We start from the raw sequence: 22993 nt of genomic DNA, 5'->3' as shown, positions 1-22993 counted from the left end.
CCTCACGTCGATGAAGGTTCCCTTCATCATGGGCCGGGTCAGGCCGTGAAGCGGCCGGTCAGCATGGCGGCCGCCAGTTCTACCCTCGAGCGGTAGCCGGTGCGGGAGAACAGGCGGGAGAGCCGGCCCTCGACGCTCTTCTCGCTCGTGTCGAGCAACGTCGCGATCTGCTTGTTGCCGAGGCCGTCGGTCACCAGCACCGCCAGCAACCGCTCGTTCTCCGCCACTGTCTCCTGCCTGCCCGGCACCGGGATGCCGCGGCTGCGCATCAGGTTGCGCAACACAGACCGGTGCAGCAGCGCGTCCACGGCGCCCGCCGCCTCGTAGGCCTCCGACAGCAGTTCCGGTGCGCCGACGCCGAACCGGACGAGTCGTTCCAGCCCTTCCGCCAGTTCCAGCGCCGGCCGGCCGCGCAGCAACTCGGCTGCCTCGGCCGCCGCGCCGCGATCGTCGTGCACGGTCGCATGCAGGACGAGCCTGCCGATCTCGGCCTGCTCGGTGTGCATCCGCTTCGCCACCGCGGCGATCCGATCGAGGTGGCACGGCAACGGCGACTGGTCTCCCCGGCTGACGGCGATGTCCGCCAGCGACATCCACAGCGGCTCCGTCAGGGCGACCACGCCCGTGGCCTCGGCGTGGTCCAGCGCCCGCAGGAGCACCGTGACGGCCTCCGCGTGCCGTCCGAACAGGACGTGGTGCGCCGCCTCGGCCGCCGCGGGCAGGTGGGGGAGTGCGGGCCCGCGCTCGCGCGCCGTGGTCACCATCTCCAGCGCCCGGACGAGCTTTCCCTTGCGCAGCAACAAGGTCGCGGCGATGTGGAACATGACGCCCTGACCGGGGTCGCAACCGGTGCGCGGCTCCGTGGCCACGCTCTTGCGCACCAGTTCCAGTGCCTCGTCCGCCCGTCCGCCGGCGGCTGCCAGGGTGGCCTGGCACGCGAGGCTGACCGGTGCCTGGCCGGCGAGCAGCGGTTCGGCGCGCCGCAGCTCGCCGAGCGCCACGAGCACCTCGGCGTCTCTGCGTGCCAGGCCGGGCTCACCGGCCGTGACCTCGGCGTCGAACGCGGCCGGCTCGCCCAGCCACAACCGGTTGACCGGCTCGAGGTCACGCAGGTGCCGTGCGACGAGGCCGGCCTCCGGGTGGTCGCGCACGCCGGCCAGCACCTGCTGGGCCGCCCGCCAGTCGCCGAGGGACGACAGCGCGGCGGCACGGCCGACCGCGCGCTCGACCTCGGTGCCCGGCCACGGCCACCAGCTGCCGTCGGCGACCCGGCGCAGCGTGTCGGGCTCGCCCGCCGCGCCGAGGGCGGCGAGGTGGCTCAGGCAGACGTCGACCAGTTGGTCGTCCGGCAGGTCGTCGAGGTGCTCGTGCAGCAGGGCTTTCGTCGAGTCCAGTGCCCTGCGGGCGGCGCCGTGTGCGAGGCAGGCGCGGGCGTGGGCGAGCAGGATTCGGACTCGTTCGGCCGGCTGCGGTGCCAGGTCGGCCGCGGCGCGTAGCCACCGCAACGGCTGGCCGGTGTGGCTGAGGCCGGGGTGGTCCGGTGTCGCCTGCCGGGTGTGGTCGGGCGGTTCGGCGTGGCACTGGCGGGCCTCGCCGGGAACCGCGTACCGGGCGCGGTCGAGCAGCTCGGCGCGGGCCCGCTCGGCGTCGACCAGGTTGCCCGCGTCGACGATCTGGTCCGCGAGGAACGCCGGGTCGGCGCAGTGCGCGGTGCCCTCCCACAGCGCTGTCACCGCGATCTGGGCGATCCGGCGCCGCTCGTAGGGGCCGAGTGAGGACCGCAGCGCGAGTTGCAGCAGCGGCAGCCGGAACCGCCACACCGCACCCCGCGACGGCAGCAGCACTCCGGCGTCGGCCAGTGCGGAGAGCATGGCGGTGGCCTCGTGTTCCGGCACGCCCAGCACCTGACCACAAAGACGGGGCGCCGCGGGGCCGAGCGGGGCCAGCACGGCGACGGCCTTGGCCGTGCTCCACAACGGCAGCCCCAGGCCGCGGACGTCGCCGACCAGGTCGTGCCCGGTCTGGAACCGCGCGGGCCAGTCCGAGAGGTAGCAGTGGCGGTCGACGACGGTGATCGCGCCGGTGTCCGCGCCGATGCGGAGCGCGGCGGCGACGGCACTGGGCCAGCCCCGCGTCATCGACCACAACTGCGAGCACAGCGAGGTTTCCGGCAGGGCGCCGGTCATCGACACCACCAGCTCGGGCAGTTCGCCGCGCGGCACCGGCCGCAACGTGACGGCGCGGATCAGGCCGTCGCGGTGCAGGCGTGCGAACGCCGTGGCGAAGGCGGATCGCGCGTGCACCGGCAGAGGCAGGACGACGGTGGCCAGGCACTGGGTTCCCGCGACCTGCCGCACCAGCGCCTCCACCGCCGCGGGTGGCAGGCGGTGCAGGTTGGTGAAGGCCGTCATGGCGACCTGGGCGCGCACGGCCGGCAACAGGCCCGCGGTCGACTCGCTGAACGACAGGTCGACGACCTTGAACCCCTGTTCGTGCCGCCGGCGGAGCTCGTCGACCACCGCCGCGAGGTCGGCTTCCGACCGGCCGCACACCACGGTCAGCGGGCGGCCGGGAGCCGAGCCGAGGTCGTCGGGAACGAGCGTGAGACGTTCGGCGGAGACGTTGAGTCGATCTTGCTGCACGGGGCGCTCTACCGGTTCGGGTCGCGGATGACGGTGACGGGACCGGGGTCCGTGAGGGAACTCCCTGGAGTGCCACGGGGTTCGGCGCCGACGGCACCGGTCCCCGCACTGCGGCGCCAGACTAGTCCAATCGGTGGACGGCCGCCATGCGAGCGTGCGCGGGTGCTCTCCGTGGATCGCGGAACTTCTTGCGCGAGAACGGACATGCGCGGGTGACGGCGTGGAGGATCGGACGCGGCGCAGACGGGAGGAAACGAGTGGGCCACGACGTGATCACGGTCAACGCCTCGGCGGCTCGCGGGTACCGGTCCATTTCGGACGCTCTGGCGTCCGCTGTGGACGGTTCCGTGATCCTGGTGAGTCCTGGCCGGTACCAGGAGTCCCTGGTGCTGACCAAGGCGGTCACCATCACCGCGGAGGACGGCCCCGGCACCGTCGAGCTGCTCGCCGCGGACGGGCCCGCGGTGCTGCTCCACGACGGTTCCGCGGCGCTGACCGGGCTCACCGTGTCCTCCGCGGACACCGACTCGCCCGCGGTGCTCGTCGCCGCCGGCCAGCTGAGCTTCACCGAGTGCGTGATCACCGCCGCCGCGTGGTCCGCGGTCTACGCCACCGGCAAGGGCACCGTGCTGATGCGCGGTTGCGAGGTCCGCAACCCGGCCGGCGCCGGTGTCGTGATCACCTCCTCCGGCGGCAACCTGATGGACTCCTGCCGCCTGCACGACCTCGGCACGTCGGGCGTGGTGATCGCCGAGCACGGCGAGCTCGTCATGCGCGCGTGCGGTGTGCGGGACGCGGGCGGCAACGGCATCTGCCTCAACGGGCACGGCCGCATCACGGTGACCGACTCGACCGTGACCGGCACCGCCAAGCCGGCCGTGGCGGTCGAGCAGCACGCGGGCGCGGTGGCCACCCGCCTCGCCGTGAGCGACGTCGAAGGCATCGGGTTCTACCTGGCGTCCTCCGGCGACGTCCTGCTCGAGGACAGCTCCGTGACCGGCGCCGGCGCGGAGGGCGTGTTCACCGCCGAGTCCTGCGCGCCCGTGCTGCGCCGGTTCCAGGTCCGCCGGACCAGGGAGCACGGCTACCTGTTCACCGGTCAGGCCGCGGGCACCGCGCAGGACTGCGAGGCTCGCGACGTCGTCGGAGTCGGCATCGGGGTGACCGACCGCGCCACCACCGAGATCACCCGCGCCTCCGTGTCCTCGTGCACGGGCGCCGGCGTGCGGCTGGGCACCTCGGCCGACCCGTTCTTCCGCCGGCTGCACGTCGTCGGCTGCGACGGCGCGGCGATCGAGGCGGGTGACGGCGGGCTCGGCAGGTTCGAGAACGTCGAGCTCGAACGGTGCGGCCGCAACGGCGTCGCGGTGGTCACCGGCGCCCGCACGTCGATCACCGGGGCGAGCGTCCGCGGTACCGCGGGTGCGGGTGTGCTCGTGCGGGAGGCGACACTCAGCCTGACCGACTGCGAGATCGCCGAGTCCGGTGGCGACGGCGTGCTCGTCGACACCGCGGGTGAGATCAACGCCGTCCGCTGCCGGGTGCGCGACGGCAAGGGCAGCGGCTTCCTGTTCGGCGTGGGTTCGTCCGGCACGCTGGAGGAGTCCGAGTTCACCGCGAACAGCGCCGACGGCATCGGCGTGCAGAGCGAGCTGAGCATCCGGATCGCCAACTGCCTCGTGCGCGACAACCTCGGTTCCGGCCTCCGGCAGACCAGGGGCAGCACCGCGCTGCAGGTGCTGGACCTGCGCAGCACCGGCAACGCGACGCGCGACGCGTACGGAACGATGTCGGCCAGCGGCACCACGACCTCCACGACCACAAACGCGAGCACAGCCGCACCCGCCCCGCCGCAACAACAGGAACGCGGCGTGGCAGGCGACCCGATCAGCGAGCTCAACGCCCTGGTCGGCCTGGAGGGCGTCAAGCGCGAGGTCAACTCGCTCGTCAACCTCAACCTGATGGCCAAGCGCCGGGTCGAGGCCGGTCTCTCGGCACCGCCGATGGCCAGGCACCTCGTGTTCGCCGGAGCGCCCGGCACAGGCAAGACCACCGTCGCCCGGCTCTACGGCACGGTCCTCGCGGATCTCGGCGTGCTGCGCTCCGGCCACCTCGTGGAGGTCGCGCGCGCTGACCTGGTCGCCCAGGTGATCGGCGGCACCGCCATCAAGACCACCGAGGTGTTCAACACCGCGCTCGGCGGCGTCCTGTTCATCGACGAGGCGTACACGCTCGCCGCCGGGCAGGGCGGTGGCACCGGCCCCGACTTCGGCCGCGAGGCGATCGACACGCTGCTCAAGCTGATGGAGGACCACCGCGAGGACGTGGTGGTGATCGCCGCCGGCTACTCGCGCGAGATGGCCGAGTTCCTGCGGTCCAACCCCGGCATGGAGTCGCGGTTCAGCCGCACCATCGAGTTCGAGAACTACAGCGCCGACGAGCTGGTCACGATCGTCCGGTCGCACTGCAAGCGGCACGACTACCGGCTCGACGAGAGCGCGGCCGAAGTGCTCGCCGACTACTTCGAGCACATCCCCAAGGACGGCACGTTCGGCAACGGCCGCACCTCGCGCAAGGTGTTCGAGGTGATGGCCGACCGGCAGGCGACCCGGCTCGCGCTGTCGTCCGAGGTGACCGCCGTCGACATGACCGTGCTGCTGGCCTCGGACTTCGACGCCTCAATGGTGTGACACGCGTCGGTCGCGAACATCCCGGAAATTGTTCAGTGCACTGCGGAAATCGCTGGGCTGACGCCGTCGTCCGCTTGTTTGCGAACTTTGCGGAAAGTCTTTCAGGCAACAGCTGACCTCCTCCTTTTCATGCTTAGCCTTGCGCATCGGTAATACCCGCTCGTGATTCCGCCCACCATGCGCAGGCGAGGAGACGTGATCGTGGCCAACGAACGCAAAGCTGTGGTGGGGCGCGCGGCGGAGCTCGCGGCGATGGGCGAATTCGCTGAGGCTGACGCGCTGGTCCTGCTGCGCGGGCCCGGTGGAATCGGCCGGACAACTCTTTTGAATGAATTCGCGCGGACGGTCCGGGAACGCGGAATCCGGGTGATCGCACTTCCGTGCACGACTGGTGAAGAACGCTGGGACCTGTTCCGGGTGAAGGCGGTGGTCGAATTCTTCCGGAGCTCGTTCGCCGAGTTCGGCTGCCCGGACGTGCTCGACTCCCTCGCGGCGGTCAACAGGTCGTTGCGGCCGGAGGCGTACGAGTCGAGCCGGTCGCGGATCGCGTTGTTCGCCGATCTGGTGCGCCTGTTCGAACACGTCCGCGCGGAGGGGTCTCTGGTGATCCTCGTCGACGACGTGCACCTCGCGGCACGGCCCGCGCTCGCCGTGGCGGCCGCGCGGCGGGCCGGGTGCACCGTCGTCGCCACCTCCAGGACGGACGGTGTCGTCGCCGGACCGGCCGCGTTGAGCGGGCTCGCCGACCAGGTGCTCGACCTCGGCCCGATGTCCGCGGGTGAGATGGGTGAACTGCTCAACCGTGCCGCGGGCGGCCGGCTGGACGTGGCCGTCGCACCCGCGCTGCGCACCGCGCTGGGATCGCTCTCGGGCAACCCCGCCGCCGCGCTCGCACTGCTCGGCCAGGTGCGGTGCGAGGGCGGCCTCACCGACGTGCTCGGCAGGTTGTGCCTGCGTGAGCGGAACGTCGTGACCGCGCTGCCGGCTGATCACGACCTGGTGCGCCACACCACGGGACTCGGCGCCGTGGCGGTGCGGCTGGTCGCGCTGTCCTGCGCGGCGGGATGGTTCGGCGTGGACGAGCTGCCGCTGTTCGCCGAGGCCTTCGGCCACGACCTCGCGGACAGCGGTGCCGCGGTCGACCGGCTGGTCTCGGCCGGTGTCCTCCGGTGTGCCGACGACGGGGTGCTGACCACGGCCTCCCCGGCGCTCGCGGACGCTGTCGCCGGCACGCTGGGTGCCGGGGAACTGGCGACCGTGCGGCGCACCTTCGCCGCCCATCTGCTGCGCAACGGGTCGGCCCGGCCCGCGGTGCTCGCCGCCCACGTCGCGCACGCCGGTACCGCACTGGCGCCCGAGGCCGCGCTGGTGCCGGTGCTGGACCGCGAGGCCGCCCGGCTGCTGCGCGTCGACCCGGTGCCGGCCGCACGCTGGTACCGCGCGGCGCTGTGGCACTGCCCGGCCGGCTCGCCGGACCGCGAACGTCTCCTGTGGACGGTGCTGCACCTGCTGGTGCGCGTGGGAGACCACGAACTCCTGGCCGAGGTCGTCGAGGAGGCGGTGGCGGCGGGAACCGGGAGCCGGTACGAGCTCGCCGCCGCCGCCGCGCTCGCCTCCGTCCACATCGGACGACCGCTGTCCGCCGCCGTCCACAGCACGCTGGCGGGGTACACCGAGACCCGTGCTCCGCTGGCGTTCGCGGTGCGCTGGTTCGCCGGAACACCGATGCGGGTAAGCGACGTCGCGGCCGCGTTCGCCGAGTTCCGGATCGACCCGTGCGCCGTCGTCGACCTGGCGGAGATCGAGGCGATCCGGGCCGCCGACGACAACTACGACGTGGTGGCGATGTTCCGGCTGGTGCTCGGCGACGAGTACGGCGAGCCCGCGAACGGTCCGCTCGCGATCTACACCTGGTTGCTGCGCGACTACCTCGGCGGGAACTGGCAGTCGATCTCGTCGCACGCCCGGCGGCTGGAGCTGGACGCGGCACCGCGAGTCGCGATCCACGACGCCGCACGCCTGCTGACCGCGGACGTCCTGTCCTCGACGGATCACAAGGACGCCGTGCGGTGGCTGGAACTGGTCGACCACGACTGCCCGTTGCCCGCGTTGCGCGCGTGGACCGAGATCGGGCTCCTCTACCGCGCCGTCGGCTGGCGCGAGGCGGCCGAGCTCGGCCGGGCCGCGTACGACCGGGTCCGGGAAGAGGCCGAACTGGACAACACCGTGGGACTGCGGTGGTTCCTGGCCCGGATGGGCTACCTGGAGTGGACCGTCGGAGACACCGGCGCGCTGGCGCGGGTGCACGCCGAGACCGAACGCTGGCACGACAGGTTCGGCGGCTCTGGCCTGCGCGCGGCCGAGCGCATCGTCCGCGCCCTGGCCGCTCGCGACGGCGCCGCGGCCGCCGAGGCGGTGGAGTTGTTGCGCGGCGGGGAAAGCCAGGCGGAACTGATGCGGGCGTGCGTCACCGCGGCCTACGTCGGCGACGATCCCGCCACCTGGTTCCAGGAGGCGCTGACCATCGCGAAACGCCTGGGCGAGGGCTGGATGGACGCCCACATCAGGCGGATGATGCGCGAGATGGGCATGGCGCCGCCCCGTGCGCGGGCCGCCAGGGACGACTTCTCCGACGTCGAGCTCCGGATCATCGCGCTGGTCAAGCAGGGCAGGACCAACCGCCAGATCGCCACGTCGGTCCGGATGAGCGAGAAGACCGTCGAGAACTACCTCACCCGGCTGTTCTCCAGGACGGGCTGCCGCACACGCCTCGACCTGGCGGCCGCGAGCCTCGAAGGGCGGCTCGTCGCACAGCCGTGACAGGACTTCCCTTGAGCACCGGCCACGTTGCCGCACCGCCGGAGCCGCGCGGCAACGTGACCTGCCCGAACATCGCCTTCCTCGACGAGAACCTGGTGGTCCGCGAGGCCAACGACGAGTTCGTCCGGTACTTCGCCGCCACGGCGCGCGAGGTGGTCGGGCAGCCCTTCGCCGCGTTGTTCCACCCGACGTCCCAGCGGATGATCCGGTTCCGGTGCGATCAGCTGGTCGACGGGGGCGGCGGGCGGTTCACGCAGGGCGCGACCATCGCCTCCCGCGGCCCCGGGCGGCGAGTCCAGGTGAGCGTGCTGTCCTATCGGCGGCTGCTGGCGGCGCGGGTGTCGACGTACGCGCCTGGGCCGGTGGCGGCGGGCGAGTTCCACGCGTTGCTGCTGGAGGCCCTCGCCGAAGGCGGCGAGCTCGCGGGCATCGCCGAGCGGTTGTCGTGCGGGCAGGACGTCGTGGGGAGCCATCTCGACGCGCTGATGCGCGCGTTCGGCGCCGGAAACCGGACCGCACTCGTGGCACGGGCGTATTCGGCGGGGGTGCTGGACGCCCGCGTGTGGCCGCCACGCGTGCGCGGCAGAGCGATGCCGGGCGCGCTGCGGAAGCGAATCGCGCCTGCCGAATGAAGAATGAGCTAGATTCACCCTGTTTCTTTTTGGCTGGTGAGGGAGTCGATTTGGACACCGTGCGGTCCTTGCGATCGGTGGAGAGCAAGTCGCCTGCCGTGACCAGGGCTGTGGCGCTGGTCGAAGAACTCGCCAGGCAACGCCGGCCGCTCGGCATCGCGGAGCTCGCCCGGTCGCTCGACCTCGCCAAGTCGACGGTGGCGAACCTGTGCACCGCTCTCGAGGGCACGCACATGATCCGGCGGGTCGACGGCAGGTGGGCGCTCGGCTACAAGGTGGTCGAACTCGGTCAGGCGTTCCTCGCCGGCACCGACCTCGTCGAGGAGTTCCGCCGGACCGCGAACGAGCTGCCCGTCGGTGCGCCGGAGACGATGCTGCTCGCCGTGCTCGACGGCCTGGAGGTGGTCTACCTCGCCCGGCACGACGGCAGCCAGCCGGTGCGGCTCGCGAGCGACATCGGCCGCCGCATGCCCGCGGTCGTGACGGGGCTGGGCAAGGCGATGCTCGCGTCCCTGCCCGACGACGACCTGGAGGAACGGCTCTCCCGCGTCGACCGGCTCCCCGTGCTCACGCCCCGGTCGCATCGCAGCATGGACGAGCTGCGCCGCGACCTCGAAGCGACGCGGCAGCGCGGGTACGCGATCGACGACGAGCAGAACACCGAGGGCGTCGTCTGCGTCAGCGTGGCCCTGTCCGGCACCGAGATCCCGACCGCTGTGAGCGCGACCCTGCTCGCGGTCCGGATGACCGACCAGCTGCGCGCCGGTCTCGTGAAGGACCTGACCGCGCTCGCCGACAGCCTCGCGCGGTCCGCGGCCCGGTAGCGACAGGGGGCTGAGCGCGGATCACCTCGCGGGCCTTCCGGCACACCTTCAACGCAATCGCGTCATGATCCGCCACGCCGGGCGTCTCGATTCGTGAACAGCTTGAAACCGTGGCAGGCCAGCGTTTACATCGACGTGAAACATCAAGCGGTGCTCAAGTTGTCGAAGCGCTACGACGAATCTGAGTAACCTGTTTCGTGTTTGAAAGTTGTACCAAATGCTGAACGGTGGCGGACTGACTCGTTCGGTAAGACCCTGGTGCGGGCAAGGGAGTCGGGGATGGCGCTGTCCGAGGTTGGTGAGCGGCTGATCACCCGGCGGCCGGCCGGGCGCCGTCGAGAGTTGCGCCGGGTCGTCGCCGGGGTGCAGGACGTCGTCGCCGGCCGGTTCGGTGTTCTGCATGTGCGCGGGCCGCGTGCCATCGGGAAGTCGGCGTTGGCCGAGTTGCTGCGTGGCGAGGTGTGCGACGAGGCGGACGTCCTCGTGACCACCTGCACCGGCGGCGAGGACTTCGCCGCCGCGAGGAGCCTGTTCGGCGCGGACGCGGTCGACGAGGTGCTGGCCGGGCGCGACGAGCACGCCCGGTTGTACGCGATGAACGACCTGGTCGTCCCGCGCACGGTGGACCGGCCGCTGGTGCTCGTGCTGGACGACGCCCACCGCTGCGACCGCGCGACCGCCCGGTGGCTCGCCGTGCTCGCCCGCCGCATCCCGGAGCCGCGCGTCTACGTCGTGCTGGTCTACCCGTGTGCCGAGCGGATTCCCGCGGAGGAGATGTTCGCCGAGCTCAGCGGCGCCCTGGACACGAGCACGGTCGACCTGGGCCCGTTCGACGAGGCCGACGTGACGGAGCTGATCGCCCGCGAGTGCGGGTTCATCCCCGAGCGCGAGACCGTTCTCAGCGCGCTGGAGCAGACCGCGGGGATTCCGGAGGTCGTCCTGGCCTGGGCCGCGAAGGCGTGTACCCGCGGTGCCGCGCCCGACGTCGAGGCGGAGCTCGTCGCGTGGCAGCTCGCGTGGCTCGAGGACCAGCCGGAGTCGACGCGCCGGTACGTCACCGCCGTGGCGGTGCTCGGCGGCACCGGACCCGCGAGCGCGGCGACGCTCGCCGAGATCTCACCGGCGGCGGCCGGGTCGAAGCGCGCCGAACTGGTGGCGGTCGGCCTGCTCACCCCGGACGGGTGCTTCCGGTCGCCGGCGTTGCGCGATCGGGTGCTCGCCGCATTGGACGACAACGAGCTCGCCGAACTCCGGACGAGGGCGGCGCGGCTGCTGACGGACGAGGGCCGTCCACAGGAGGAGATCGCCGAACTGGTCATGCTGCTGCCCGCGCTGACCGAGGTGTGGATGTTCTGCGCGCTGCGTGGCGCCGCACGGGAGAGCACGCTGAGCACGGAGCTCGCGGTCAGCTACCTGAGGCGGGTGCTGGACGCGGTGCCTGGCCACGCCGACACGCGGCAGGAGCTGGCGACCCGGTTGGCCGAAGTCGACCCTTCGGCGGCGATGGACGTCTACGCGGAGTTGCTCGCCGACGTCACCGACCCCGCCGTGCGCGCGTCGGTCGCGATCAGCTGTGGCGCGGTGGCGCTGCGGGCGGAGCGCGGCCCCGAGGGCTTCCGGTTGCTCACCGGCTACCTGGCCGAGGAGGAACGCACCGGCCGGCTGACCGCGATCGACCCGGAGCTGCGGGCCCAGGCCGAAGCCATGGCACTGGTCAACGGGTTCGGTGGTTCGGCCACCGTCAGCCAGGCGATGGACCGGGCGCGCGTGATCACACCGTTCGAGGGCAGGGCGGAGGGCGGCCGCCGGCTCGCGCAGCAGCTCGCCAGGGCCGAGGTGTTGCGTGGCGAGTCGCTGCCCACGGCACTGGGCCATCTCCGCTCCGCGCTGCCCGTGCCGGGTGGTGCCCGCGGGTTCTGGGACGTCTTCACGGCCACGTCGCTGCATTTCTGCGGTGAGCGGGCCGCGGCCATGACGCTGGCGGACGAGATCGCGGAGGCCGCGTCGGGCTCTGGCGACGCGGAGACCTACAAGGTCGCCCTCGCGACGAGGGCGGGCCTCGCGTTCGACACGGGCGACCTGCTGCAGGCGGAGCGGGACGCCGGCGCAGTGCTGGAGATGGCCGGTCCCGAGGACTTCTGCGCGCTGACGGTGCTGGCATCGGTGCTGGTCCGGCGCGGCGACACCGACCAGACCGAGCAGCTCCTGCACCGCATGCGCACGCCCCGCGACGCGGTCGAGTACGGCTGGGCGCTGGACGCCAAGGCGCACTGGTTGTGGAACTGCGGCGACCACGAGGCGGCGGTGGACATGCTTCGGCGGTGCGGCCGCGAGCTCGACGCGATGGGCGTGCACAACCCGGTGCTCGTGCCGTGGTGGATCGACGCCGTCGCGGTGACCATGCGGCTGGGCAGGCTCGACGAGGCCGCCGAGTTCGCCGAGCGCGGCCTGGACGCGATGCGCACCTGGAACACGCCGGCCGCCCGCGGCTACGCCCTGCTCGCCGACGGGATGAGCACGGGCGACATCGAGACGCTGGAACAGGCCGTGGTCGAGCTCGGCGAGGCGGGGTCGTCGCTGTGCGAAGCGCAGGCGTTGCGCGCGCTGGGCAACGCGCTCCTGCGCGAGCAGGACGAGAAGACGGCCCGCAAGCACCTGCGCGCGGCGATGGACATCGCGGTGCGCTGCGGCGCGACCATGGCCGCGGACCGGGCACACGAACTGCTGACGGCGGCCGGCGGACGGGTGAGCGCGGTGCACGCCTCACCCCGCGACGCGCTCACCAGCGGCGAGCTCAGGGTCGCGGAGCTCGCCGCCAACGGGCTGACCAACCGGGAGATCTCCGAGAAGCTGTACGTCACCGTGCGGACGGTGGAAAGCCATCTGTCGAACGCCTACCGGAAGCTCGGTGCCCAGACCCGCGCCGAGCTCGCGGTGCAGCTGCGATGAGCCGCGGCGCAACGACCACGCTGGTCGAACGGGACGCCGCGCTCGCGGTGCTGGAACGGTCGGTGCGGATGCTGGCTACCGGCCGGTCGTCGCTGCTGGAGGTCTGCGGCCACCGCGGCACCGGCCGGACCGCGGTGCTCGGCCACCTGGTGGACCTCGCCCTGCGCGCGGACGTAACGGTGCTGACCGCCGCGGGTGGTTGCCCGGCGGTGAGCGGATCCGGTGGTGCGGTGGCCGAGCTGATGTCCCAGCTGCACCGCGAGGACAGCGGTCCGGCGGCCATCGGCGCGCTCGTGGAGCTGGCCCGCCGCACGCCGGTGCTGGTCGCGGTCGACGACGCGGACCTGCTCGACCCCGAGTCGCTCGACTGGCTCGCGAACCTGGCCGGGCGGGCCGTCCAGGTGCCGATGGTGGTCGCGGTCGTCACGGATGCCCGCCTTCCGGTGCTGCCCGGTGCCACGTCGGTGCCGTTGCGGCCGCTCGGGCACGACGGCGTCTCGGCGTTGGTGGCCGGCAGGTTCGGCAGGCCGGGCGACGACGAGTTCGCCGGGGTGCTGCACGACCACACCGGCGGGCGCCCCGCGACGTTGTGGCCGCTGCTCGACCGGTGCGCCGAAGACGGCCTGGAACCCCTCGGCACCAACGCCGGTGCGGTGGCCGGCATCGCCGCCGACGTGCTCGCCGGCTTCACCACGCGAACCGTCCGCTCGCTGCCCGCGGAGGTCGTCGACCTGCTCCGGGTGGTCGCCGTCTGCGGTCCGTTGTTCCCGGTCGACCTGATGGGGGTGCTGGCCGCGCTGCGGACGATCCCGCTCGGCCGCGCACTGGAGCTGCTGACCTGCGCCGGGCTGGTGACCGAGCCGGGCAAACCGGAGCTGACCGCGGGCATCAGGGTTTCGCGGGTGCTGGAGGGCATGCCCGAGCAGGCCCGGGAAGACCTGCACGCACGGGCGGCCCGGCTGGGGCATCAGTGCGCCGTCCTCCCGTCCGAGGTGGCGCGCCTGCTCGTCGGTGCGCCACCGCTCGGCGAGCCGTGGGTGGTGCCGCTGCTGCGCGCGGTGGCACGCGACAAGGACGAGGCCACCGCGTACCTGCGCAGGGCACTCCTCGAACCCCTGACCCCGCTCGTGCGCGCGGAAGTCGAGCTGGAACTGGCCGTCGCGGAGTACGCGGTCGCGCCGGTCGCCGCGGACCGCAGGCTCGCCAGGATGCTGCTGGAACCCCAGCCTGCGGAGTGCGCGGACGTGCGGCTGGCGGCGACCGACCAGCTGTGGGGACGCGGTGACGCCGCCCTGCTGCGGCGCACGCTCAGCGCCGTGCGGTCGGCCGGTGGCGATCACGACGCCGTCACGTCGTTGTACTGGATCGCCGACGACGCTCCGGTCGAGACCCCGGAGCTGGGCATTCTCGACACCGCCGAACTGCCCGTCTCGTGCGGGAACCCGGACCGCGCCGGCGTCGCCGCGTGGATGCAGGCGTGCCAGGGCGTCGATGCCGAGAGTGCCGGGGCCACGGCGCGGATCGCGCTCGAGGCACCCGCCAAGCTGCTCACGTCCCGCCTGTTCGGTTGCCTCACGCTGGCCGCGCTCGACGACGTGGCCGGTGCGGTCGCCGGCCTGGACCAGGTGATCGCCGAGGCCGGCCGCAGGCGCCTGACCACGGTCGTGCCGCAGGCGCTGATGATGCGGGCGAAGGTGCGCGCGATGACGGGCGACCTCGACAACGCCGCCGCCGACATGGAGCAGGCGCAGTCGGCGTACCCGCTGGAGAACCTGCATCCGGACGCACGCCCGATCATGGTCGCGGCGGACATGCTGGTGAACATCGAACGCGGCCGCCTCGACCGCGCGATCGAGCTGTCCGCGAGCCAGCCGGACGAACGGATCGGCTTCGGCTACGCGCGGACGTTCTTCAGCTTCGCCCGCGCCGTGCTCGCGCTCGTGACCGGCGACCTGGCCGAGGCCGTGGCACGCGCGGACGAGTGCGGCCGCTGGATGCTGTCGCGGCAGTGGGTGAACCCCGCCGTGCTGCCCTGGCGTTCGATCGCCGCGGCAGCCCTGGCCGCGACCGGCGATCACGAGCGCGCGGCCCGCACGTGCGCGCGCGACCTCGAGCTCGCGCAGCGCTGGGGCGCGCCCAGCACCACGGCCCGCGCCCACCTGAGCTGCGCGGCGGTCGTCGGCGGAGAGGCTCACCTGCGGGAGGCCGTCCGCCTGCTCACCGGCTCGCCGTTCCGGCTGCTGCGCGCCACCGCACTGCTCGAACTCGCCCAGGTCGTGGATCCCGCTTCCGCCGCGCCGATGATCAGCGAGGCGGCGGAGATCGCCGTCCGGTGCCGATCGACCCCGCTGATCCACCGGGCCCGCGGGCTCGGCTGGGAACCCACCGGATGACGAGAGGATGCGCGACCGGAGTGCTGCTCGAACGCGATGACGAGACGAGCCTGGTGGCCAGGGCTCTCGAGCAGGCCCGTGACGGCATCGGCAGCGTGGTGGTGCTGGCAGGCCCCCTGGGCAACGGCAAGACCGCGCTGCTCCGCGCGCTGGCCCGGCATCCCGGCGCCGCGTCCTTCTCCGTGCTGCACGCGTCCGCGACCCTGATGGAACGCGGTCACGCCTACGGGGTGGTGCGGCAGTTGCTCGAACCGGTGCTGGCCGCCGCGCCGGCCGAGGTGTGGGCAGGGCCCGCGGCACTCGCCGGTCCGGTGTTCGACCGGGGCGGGGCCGATCAGCCGCTCGACGACGCCGCGCGGTCCGTCCACCTCGGCATGCTCACCCTCGGCCGCAACCTCAGCGCCATCAAGCCGCTCTTCGTGCTCGTCGACGACCTGCAGTGGGTCGACGAGCCGTCGCTCGCCATGCTCGAGCTGCTGGCCGGCCGCATCCGCCACCTGCGGGTGGTGCTGGTGGTGACCGTGCGCGAGGGAGATCCACTCGCCGAACGGCCAGCGGCGGCGGCCGTTCTCGCGGCGGCCACGAAGCGGCTGCGACCCCGGCCGCTGAGTCCGGCAGGGGCCGCCAAGCTCGTGCGCGCCAAGCTGGGACGCGAGTGCGACGAGGCGTTCGGGCTGGCCTGTCACGAGGCGACCGGCGGCAACCCATTGCTGCTCACCGGGCTCGCGCTGGCGTGGGCGGTGGGAGGTGAGCCGCCGACGGAGGCGAACGCCGAGCTGGTGCGCGCGGCACGTCCGGCGCAGGTGCGGGAGCGCGTGGTCGCCTGCATGCGGGCGCAACCGGAACCGGTGCGGCTGCTGCTGAAGGCGGCGGCGGTGCTGGGGGAGTCCGCCGAGCTGGACGCGGTGAGCGTGCTCGCCGGTCTCGACGAACCGTCGACCGCGGAGATCGTGCGCGGGCTGGACCGACTCGGGTTGTTCCGCGGTGCCGTCTTCGCCCATCCGGGTGCGCGGGAGGCGGTCGACGACCTGATGACCGCCACCGAACGCGAACAGCTCCACCTCCGGGCCGTGCGGTTGTTGTACGACCTGGGCAAACCCGTGGAGACGGTGGCCGGGCAGCTGCTCGCCACCTCGACGCCTCAGGGGCTGTGGGCGGTGGAGGCTCTGCGGGACGCCGCGCACGTCGCGCTGCGGCGCGGCGCACCGGACACCGCCGTCGCCTACCTGCGGCGCGCTCTGCTGGACACGTCCGTCGACGGTCCTGACCGGGCGACCGTCCTCGTCGACCTGGCGAGCGCGGAACGCCTGCTGGACGTGAACGCGGCGGTGCGCACGCTCTCCTACGCGGTCGCGCTGCTGCCCGGCCCCCGTGAACGGGCGGCCGCGTTGATCAGGCTCACCCCCGCGGTGATGGGCGACGCGCCGGACGCCGTCGTCTCCATCCTGCGTGGCGTCGTCGACGAGTTCGGGCCGCCGGAGCGGCTCAGCGGGGTCGACCGCGATCTCTCCTTGCGGCTCGAGGCCAGGCTGCGCTTCATCTGCCGCAGCGAGCCGTGGGGGCTCGCCGGCACCCGCACGCGACTGGACGAGCTGCAGGAAGGCGAGTGGACCGACAGCGGGGCTGCCCGGGAGCTGCTGTCGGTGCTGGTCAACTCGGCGGCGTTGACCGCGAGCGTGTCCGCGCGCCGGGTGGCGGTGCTGGCCGAGCAGCTGCTGGCACGCCAGCCCGCGTCGTCGGCCCACTCCGCCAGCGCGGCGCCGCTGCTGGTGACGGCACTCGCCGCGGCGGACTCGCCAGGGGTGGTGGCCGGCTGGCTGGAGCGGGCGCTCGGTGCCGCGCGCCAACGGGGTGACGTCGTCGAGCAGGCGATGATCCGCACCGAGCAGTCGCTGATCCACCTCGTCGCGGGCCGGGTCGCCGAGGCGACGCGCGCCGCGTCCGACTCGTTCGACCTCGGTGCGTGGGACTGGACCTCGGTCGGCACGTCGGCCGCCATCGTGTCCGGCGCCGTCGCACTGCAGCTCGGGGACCCGGTCCTGATCGACCAGGTGCTCGCCTCCGTCGACGCGGAGCAGTCGAACCCGTGCCTCGCCACGGTGACCGGGCTGCTGCGGGGGCACACGGCCGTCGCGCGCGGTGAGCACGCCGCCGCGGCGCTGACGCTCGCCGACTGCGGCGCGCACCTGGACAGGTCGGGCTGGCGCAACCCCGTGCTGTTCCCGTGGCGGTCGGCGCTCGCGCTGGTCAAGCTCAAACTCGGCGCCACCTGCGACGCGATCGCGCTCGCGGAGGAGGAGCGGCTGATCGCGGAGGAGTGGGGGGCGGCGTCGGGCATCGGCAGGACGTTGCGGGTGCTCGGGCGGGTCGTCGGCGGCGACCGCGGCCTGGACCTCACCGGCCGCGCGATCGAGGTGCTGCGGACCTCGGCGCACCGGCTGGAGCTCCTGCACGCGCTGCGGCAACGCGCGGAACTCACGGAATGCCCGGACTCGTGGCGTTCCTGTCTCGAACTCGCCGAGGAAATCGGTGCGCAGCGGATCGCCAATCGTGCTCGGATCGCACTCGGTTTCAGCGCCCCCGCGAGGTCCGGCGGGAAGCTGACGCGGTCGGAGCAGAAAGTCGCGATGCTGGCGGTGAGCGGCCGGTCGAACCAGGAAATCGCCGAGATGCTCGACGTCACTTCGAGAGCTGTCGAGAAGCACCTCACGAACACCTACCGCAAGCTCGGGGTGCGGCGGCGTGCGGAGCTGGCCGAGGCGCTCCGGAGCGTGGGGTCGGCGTCACCAGCCTGATGACGCGCTGTCACCAGTTCGGAGCAGCGAAACCGATGCAGTACGGCTAATGCAATCCCCTGAACAGCCCATCTTCCAGCCAAATGACGTCATACGTCTGACCGAACCGTCACGCTCTGTGGACCTCGTACCGAACCATAGGTGGAACGGCACCACAGTATTTGGTACGCGACGTTGACCCGGACTCCCGCGACTCCCTAATATTTTTCGTAGATCGGTGGAAGTTTCAACGAACTCGGCGCGATTGTGCGAGAGCTCGGAGAAAGCGCGTCCTCGCTCAGCCGAGTGATTGCGGTCACGCGATCGAGTAGTCCAGGAATCGTGTTTCGTCGACACGACCGTGTCCTTCGGGAAGGTGGATCGACAATGACGGAAACCGCGGTCGAGTGGGAATCCTCGGTGGATGTCAGGACCCCGTTTTCGGGCCTGCGGCCGGTGAGCGACTCCTCGCCGGAACCGGTGGACTTCCTGGCCAGGGTGCGGGCTGTCGGCGAGAAGTGGAGCGGCGACCGCCAGGGGAAGCTCGTGGACGTCCTGCTGCAGGCGGCCGGTGACAACCCCGAGCTCGCGAACCTAGTGCGCAGCAGCGGGTCGATCCTGGAGGAGTTCCTGGAGGGCTTCCGCCGCAACGCGGGCACCGGGGCGGCCACGAGCGTGCCGCGGGACCTGGCCGCCGACCTGATCGCGGGCCGCTCGGTGCCGCAGGCCGTGCTGGACAGCCTGGCCACCCGCTACCTCGTCGCGGTCGTCCGCAGCGGTGTGAACGGGCGCGGCAAAGCCGTGTCGGCCGAGATCGCCGGTCCCGGTGTGCTCAGCACCCGCCACGACGGCGACCTCGTGCTGCTGATCCCGGACATCGACGACGGGCGTACGACGCGCATCACCGGGCATCTCACCCAATGGCTGGGCGGCAGTGGCTGGCTCGCGGTCGCGAAGCGGGGGAGGGCCCAGCTCGCGGACGGCTTCCGCGAGGCGGGCGACGTGCTGCGGCTCGTCGCGGCGGGCAGGCGTCCCAGCGGGATGTACAGCATCAGCGACGTCCTCGTCGAGTACGCGGTGATCCGCCACGAGGAGGTCGCCGAGAACCTGGCCGCCGTGATCAAGCCGCTGCGGGCTCACGCTGTGCTGTGGGAGACGCTCACGGCCCTGATCGACGCCGACTACAACCGCAACAAGGCGGCGAAGAACCTCTTCATCCACCGCAGCACGCTCGACTACCGGCTGCAGCGGATCGCCGGCGTCACCGGGTGCGACCCGACGAGCGGGCGCGGTGTACAGCTGCTGACCGCCGCGTTGATCGCCGACTCGGTGCGCTGACCGGGCCGCTCACCGTTTGCCGCGAAATAGAATTTCGCCGGCGGTGTGGCAATGGTGCGCGCGTCGAACAGGCGTCGAACATCGACGAGCCGTTCGACCACGCCGTCGAACGCGATGGATTCTCTTGACGTTCGTGTTCCGCGCGTGCCACATTCTGGTATCGCATTCGAAGCGCTTCGATTCTCCTTCGGAGGTGGCGGCGTGGTCACCATCGTGGACGTGGCGAAACATGCGCGCGTCGCGCCCAGCACGGTTTCGTACGTGCTGACCGGAAAGCGTTCGGTTTCGGCCGAGACCCGCGCGCGGGTGCGGGACAGCATCCAGTCGCTGGGCTACCACCACCCGCGGGCGGGAGTCAGAGCGCCGGCGAACAGCCGGACCAACGTGCTGGCGCTGGTGTTGCCGCTGCGGGAGGGCGTGCGCGTGCCGGCGGTCATGCGCTTCGTCACGGCCGTGGTGTCCGCCGCGCGTCAGCAGGGCATGGACGTGTTGCTGGTGACGGCGGACCAGGGCGCGGACGGGCTGCGTCGCGTGGCCGGCGGGGCCGTGGCCGACGGGTTCCTGATGATGGGCGTGGGCCAGGACGACGAGCGCGTGTCCGTGGTGCGCGAGCTCGGCCGCCCGGCGGTCTTCATCGGACATCCGGCGGCCGGCGGGCTCACCTGCGTCGACCTGGACTTCGAGGCGGCGGGAGCGCGGTGTGTGGAGCACCTCGTCGGTCTGGGGCACCGCAGCATCGGCTTCCTCGGTGCGCCGAGCGCCGCCTATGCGCGCAACACCGGGTTCGCGCGACGGGCCCTGGCCGGGTTCGGCGCGGCGGCCATGCGCCGGGGCGTCGTGTCGGCCGCGCTTCCGGCCGAGCACCGGTACGACTCGGTGCGGGCGGCCGTTCGGACGCTGCTGCGTGAACTTCCCCGGATGTCGGCGCTGGTGGTGCACAACGAGGCGGCGCTGGGCTGGGTGGTGGAGTGCCTGCACGCCGCTGGCCGGCGGGTGCCGGACGACCTGGCGCTGGTGGCGATCTGCCAGGACGAGCTCGCCGAGCGGATGCGGCTCACCTGCGTGCGGGTGCCGGCCGAGGTGCTGGGCCGGCGGGCGGTCGAGTTGCTGATGGACGAGCTGAACGGGCAACAGCCGCCGCCGCTGACGTTGTTGCCGCCGGAGTTGTCGAGCCGCACGGGCAGTGCGGCTTCTTCTGGCATTTCCGGAAGATTCGTCGAATAATTCGTGCATTTGTGTTCGATGCATTCGATGTTAGGTTCGATCGCGTGGAATGCCCGACTGCGGGCGTCAATTCCGTTCAATGATGTGCGGAAGGGAAATCAATGAACAAGATCATGCGTGCGTTCGTCGTCGCGATGGCGGCCGTCCTGACCGTCTCGCTGGGGACGAGCACCGCGCTGGCGGCCGCCTGGTCCTCGTCGGATCGGTGGGGAACCTGGTCGAACGGCGGCTACACGGTGCGCAACAACGTCTGGGGCAACGGCCACGGCCCGCAGTCGATCTGGGCGAACTCGTACAGCAACTGGGGTGTCTGGGCGAACCACCCGAACACCGGCGGGGTCAAGGCCTACCCGCATTCGGAGAAGGTGGTGAACCGCAGGCTGAGCTCGCTCGGCAGCCTGTCGAGCAGCTTCAACGTCTCCTACCCCAACGCCGGCGCCTACACCACCGCCTACGACATCTGGGCCAACAACAACGCCTACGAGATCATGCTGTGGATGAACAAGGTCGGTGCGGTCGGCCCGATCGGCTCCTGGCAGGCGTCGGTGTCCGTGGGTGGCCACAGCTGGAACGTCTACCGGGGCTCCAACGGCAGCAACGAGGTGTTCTCGTTCGTCCGCACGTCCAACACGGGATCCGGCTCCGTCGACATCAAGGGGATCATGAACTGGATCCGCAACCGCGGCTGGTTCGGTGACGTGACGGTCGGCGCCGTGCAGTTCGGCTACGAGATCACCTCGTCCAGTGGTGGCCTCAACTTCACCACCAACAGCTACTCGGTCTCCGCCGGCTGATCGGGTGGACGGACCGGAGAGAAGCAAGCGCCGTCCGCCGGAGATCCGGCGGACGGCGCTCTGTCTGCTCCATGCCGGTGCGGGAGGGCCGAGCAGACGACTCAGAAGGCGTGCGTGAGGCAGGCCAGCCGGTCGCCGGCCGTGCCCGCCTTGCCGTGCTCCGTGCTGGTGTGCGCGGCGTGGATCACGACGGAGTTCGCCTCGCCCTTGCGGAACTCCCAGCCCACCGTCGCCGTGGACGCCGCCCAGCCCTTGTCGTCGGTGGTGAAGTCGAGCCAGATCTCGTTGTCCGCGTTGGCGTAGTCCGGGTCGACGCTCGGAGTGACCGGGTCCTTCTTGCTCTGGTAGTGCGGGCCGGAGTCGGCAGGCTTCGCGCCGCACGGCTTGGTGTGCACGTGCGAGCCGTACTTCGTGTTCGGCAGCAGACCCGTGACCGTCAGCGTCACCGTGGTCCGGCCGCCGTCCGCCTTCGCCGACGCCGCGATCTGCGCGCCCGCCGGAACCCGCTTCGTGTCGTAGGTGATGCCCTGCGGCTGCGCACCGGAGGCGGCCGGCTCGGTGACCTCGACTCCTGTCACCGGGCTCGGCCCGGTCGAGGCCGGGGCCGGGCTCGCGGCGCCGCCGGAGGAGCAGGCGGCGAGTCCGGCCGCCAGCAGGACAGTGCCCGCGAAGGCCGTCGCAGTCGTGCGCATCGTTACTCCTTGTTGGTCCGTCTGAAGTGGACGATAGCTGTGCGTGCGCCGCGTTTCGGTTGCCAGAACGGCAGAACTTCGCGGAATTCGTTCCTGGAAAGTCCGAAGAGGACTTTCAGGGGAGGATGCGGTTCAGAAGTTCGGGGAAGAAGTTCCGCCGATGCCGGAACGGTCCGGCCGGACCCGGATGCCGTGGAACCATCGGCCGGTGGCGTATCCGCGAGTTGCCCGGAAGCCGTCCGCGACCGACCAGCTGGACCTCGTCAGCCTCGCCGCCGTGGCGGCGGCACTGCGGCTGCGGTCCGGCGCGGTGAGATCGATCGGCGACACCACGCGGACCCTCGGTGTCATCCCGCGGCACGAATGGCTCGTCCGGCGCTGGCTCGGGGCGCTGGCCAGGTGCGGCGTGGTCGAGCTCGACGGTGACACCTACCGAGTGCGTGGCGAAGTGCCCGGCACAGGAGCCGAGGACCTGGACGTCCTGCACGTTCAGTCGCGAATCCCCGAGGAGGTCGCACGACTGCACGGCCGCGCGCTCCGGCACCTGCCGGAGCTGCTCAGGGACGAGGTCACCGCGGCGGAGCTGCTCGCGCCGGAGAGCACCGTGCACGGCGCGCTCGCCGGCGAAGGACTCTCCCTGTTCACCCAGCAGCTCGACGAGGGCTGCGCCGACCTCGTGGCGCTGGCAGCCGGTACCAGGCGGCATCGGACCCGGGTGGTGGAGCTGGGCTGCGGCACCGGGCGGTTGACCACGGCGGTGCTGCGCGAGTCACCGGACCTGACCGAGCACTACCGGTTCACCGACATCGGGTACCAGCCGCTGCGCTCGGAAACCCTCGACGTCGACGAGGACTTCGTCGCGCAGGGCTTCGCGGACGCCACGGCCGACATCGTCCTCGCGGGGCACACGCTGCACCACGCGGCCAACATCGGGCAGACGCTGGCACGGATCCGGAATCTCCTGGCACCCGGCGGCGAGCTCCTGTTCACCACGCCGGCCGAGGACGATCCGGTGTCGCTCACGTCGACCCACTTCCTGCATTCGCGCCAGCGGCTCGCCGCGGCGTTCCGCGATGGAGTGATCTTCCCGGCGATGGTCGTGTGGCGGAACGCGTTGTACGCCGCGGGTTTCACCGTGAAGGTGGAGTTCTCGGTGGGGGCGCGTACGTCGGTGCGGCACCACCTGTTCCATGCGGTCCGTGAGAATGTGTGAGCACGTGT

The 22993-nt window shown here is 71.9% G+C and carries 13 protein-coding genes; 11 read left to right on the top strand and 2 right to left on the bottom strand.

What is annotated here, in order from left to right:
• Positions 1-38 precede the first annotated feature (38 nt).
• On the bottom strand, positions 39-2642 hold the full coding sequence (locus UK23_RS24005; protein ID WP_045313865.1) for a LuxR C-terminal-related transcriptional regulator: 2604 nt from the start codon (positions 2640-2642) through the stop codon (positions 39-41).
• Between the two features lie 257 nt (positions 2643-2899).
• Between UK23_RS24005 and UK23_RS24000 the strand changes: the two genes are divergently transcribed.
• From UK23_RS24000 to UK23_RS23955, 10 genes are all read left to right on the top strand, one after another.
• Complete coding sequence (locus UK23_RS24000) at positions 2900-5332, top strand: right-handed parallel beta-helix repeat-containing protein (RefSeq protein WP_045313864.1); 2433 nt, start codon at positions 2900-2902, stop codon at positions 5330-5332.
• A gap of 201 nt (positions 5333-5533) precedes the next feature.
• A complete protein-coding gene (locus UK23_RS23995) occupies positions 5534-8152 on the top strand; it encodes a helix-turn-helix transcriptional regulator (protein WP_196777852.1) in 2619 nt (872 codons plus the stop codon).
• Positions 8153-8163: 11 nt separating this feature from the next.
• Positions 8164-8784, top strand: a complete 621-nt coding sequence (locus UK23_RS23990; RefSeq protein WP_045313862.1) for a PAS domain-containing protein — start codon at positions 8164-8166, stop codon at positions 8782-8784.
• 77 nt (positions 8785-8861) lie between these two features.
• Positions 8862-9608 (top strand): IclR family transcriptional regulator, encoded by a 747-nt coding sequence (locus UK23_RS23985; protein WP_231114644.1) that lies wholly within the window; start codon positions 8862-8864, stop codon positions 9606-9608.
• Positions 9609-9887: 279 nt separating this feature from the next.
• On the top strand, positions 9888-12557 hold the full coding sequence (locus UK23_RS23980) for a LuxR family transcriptional regulator (protein WP_045313860.1): 2670 nt from the start codon (positions 9888-9890) through the stop codon (positions 12555-12557).
• Positions 12554-14950 carry an ATP-binding protein gene (locus UK23_RS23975; protein ID WP_045313859.1) on the top strand — a complete coding sequence of 799 codons (2397 nt, stop codon included), beginning with the start codon at positions 12554-12556 and terminating at the stop codon, positions 14948-14950. Before UK23_RS23980 ends, UK23_RS23975 begins: the two co-directional genes overlap by 4 nt.
• Positions 14947-17745 (top strand): ATP-binding protein, encoded by a 2799-nt coding sequence (locus UK23_RS23970; RefSeq protein WP_156213343.1) that lies wholly within the window; start codon positions 14947-14949, stop codon positions 17743-17745. The genes UK23_RS23975 and UK23_RS23970 overlap by 4 nt, the downstream gene beginning before the upstream one ends.
• A 366-nt stretch (positions 17746-18111) precedes the next feature.
• A complete protein-coding gene (locus UK23_RS23965; protein ID WP_082114920.1) occupies positions 18112-19062 on the top strand; it encodes a PucR family transcriptional regulator in 951 nt (316 codons plus the stop codon).
• Between the two features lie 201 nt (positions 19063-19263).
• Positions 19264-20286: a LacI family DNA-binding transcriptional regulator gene (locus UK23_RS23960; RefSeq protein ID WP_045313858.1), complete on the top strand. Its 1023-nt coding sequence runs from the start codon at positions 19264-19266 to the stop codon at positions 20284-20286.
• A 101-nt stretch (positions 20287-20387) separates the two neighbouring features.
• Entirely contained in the window at positions 20388-21080 is a 693-nt protein-coding gene (locus UK23_RS23955; protein ID WP_045313857.1) for a GH12 family glycosyl hydrolase domain-containing protein, read from the top strand.
• Between the two features lie 101 nt (positions 21081-21181).
• Here UK23_RS23955 and UK23_RS23950 read toward each other — a convergent pair whose 3' ends face one another.
• Positions 21182-21772, bottom strand: coding sequence for a superoxide dismutase family protein (locus tag UK23_RS23950; RefSeq protein WP_045313856.1), 591 nt, complete (start codon positions 21770-21772; stop codon positions 21182-21184).
• 208 nt (positions 21773-21980) lie between these two features.
• Here UK23_RS23950 and UK23_RS23945 point away from each other — a divergent pair, with 208 nt between their 5' ends.
• Entirely contained in the window at positions 21981-22985 is a 1005-nt protein-coding gene (locus tag UK23_RS23945) for a class I SAM-dependent methyltransferase (RefSeq protein ID WP_196777850.1), read from the top strand.
• Positions 22986-22993: the final 8 nt, after the last annotated feature.

This window comes from Lentzea aerocolonigenes (assembly GCF_000955955.1).
Lineage (GTDB): Bacteria > Actinomycetota > Actinomycetes > Mycobacteriales > Pseudonocardiaceae > Lentzea > Lentzea aerocolonigenes_A.
The sequence above is the reverse complement of the archived record's forward strand: the minus strand, read 5'-3'. Positions and strand labels throughout refer to the sequence as shown.

What these genes read in the sequence shown, in the direction of transcription:
- UK23_RS23980 (WP_045313860.1), top strand. Translation starts at nt 9,888, where the DNA reads ATGGCGCTGTCCGAGGTTGGTGAGCGGCTGATCACCCGGCGGCCGGCC.
- UK23_RS23950 (WP_045313856.1), bottom strand. Translation starts at nt 21,772, where the DNA reads ATGCGCACGACTGCGACGGCCTTCGCGGGCACTGTCCTGCTGGCGGCC.
- UK23_RS23975 (WP_045313859.1), top strand. Translation starts at nt 12,554, where the DNA reads ATGAGCCGCGGCGCAACGACCACGCTGGTCGAACGGGACGCCGCGCTC.
- UK23_RS23970 (WP_156213343.1), top strand. Translation starts at nt 14,947, where the DNA reads ATGACGAGAGGATGCGCGACCGGAGTGCTGCTCGAACGCGATGACGAG.
- UK23_RS23965 (WP_082114920.1), top strand. Translation starts at nt 18,112, where the DNA reads ATGACGGAAACCGCGGTCGAGTGGGAATCCTCGGTGGATGTCAGGACC.
- UK23_RS23955 (WP_045313857.1), top strand. Translation starts at nt 20,388, where the DNA reads ATGAACAAGATCATGCGTGCGTTCGTCGTCGCGATGGCGGCCGTCCTG.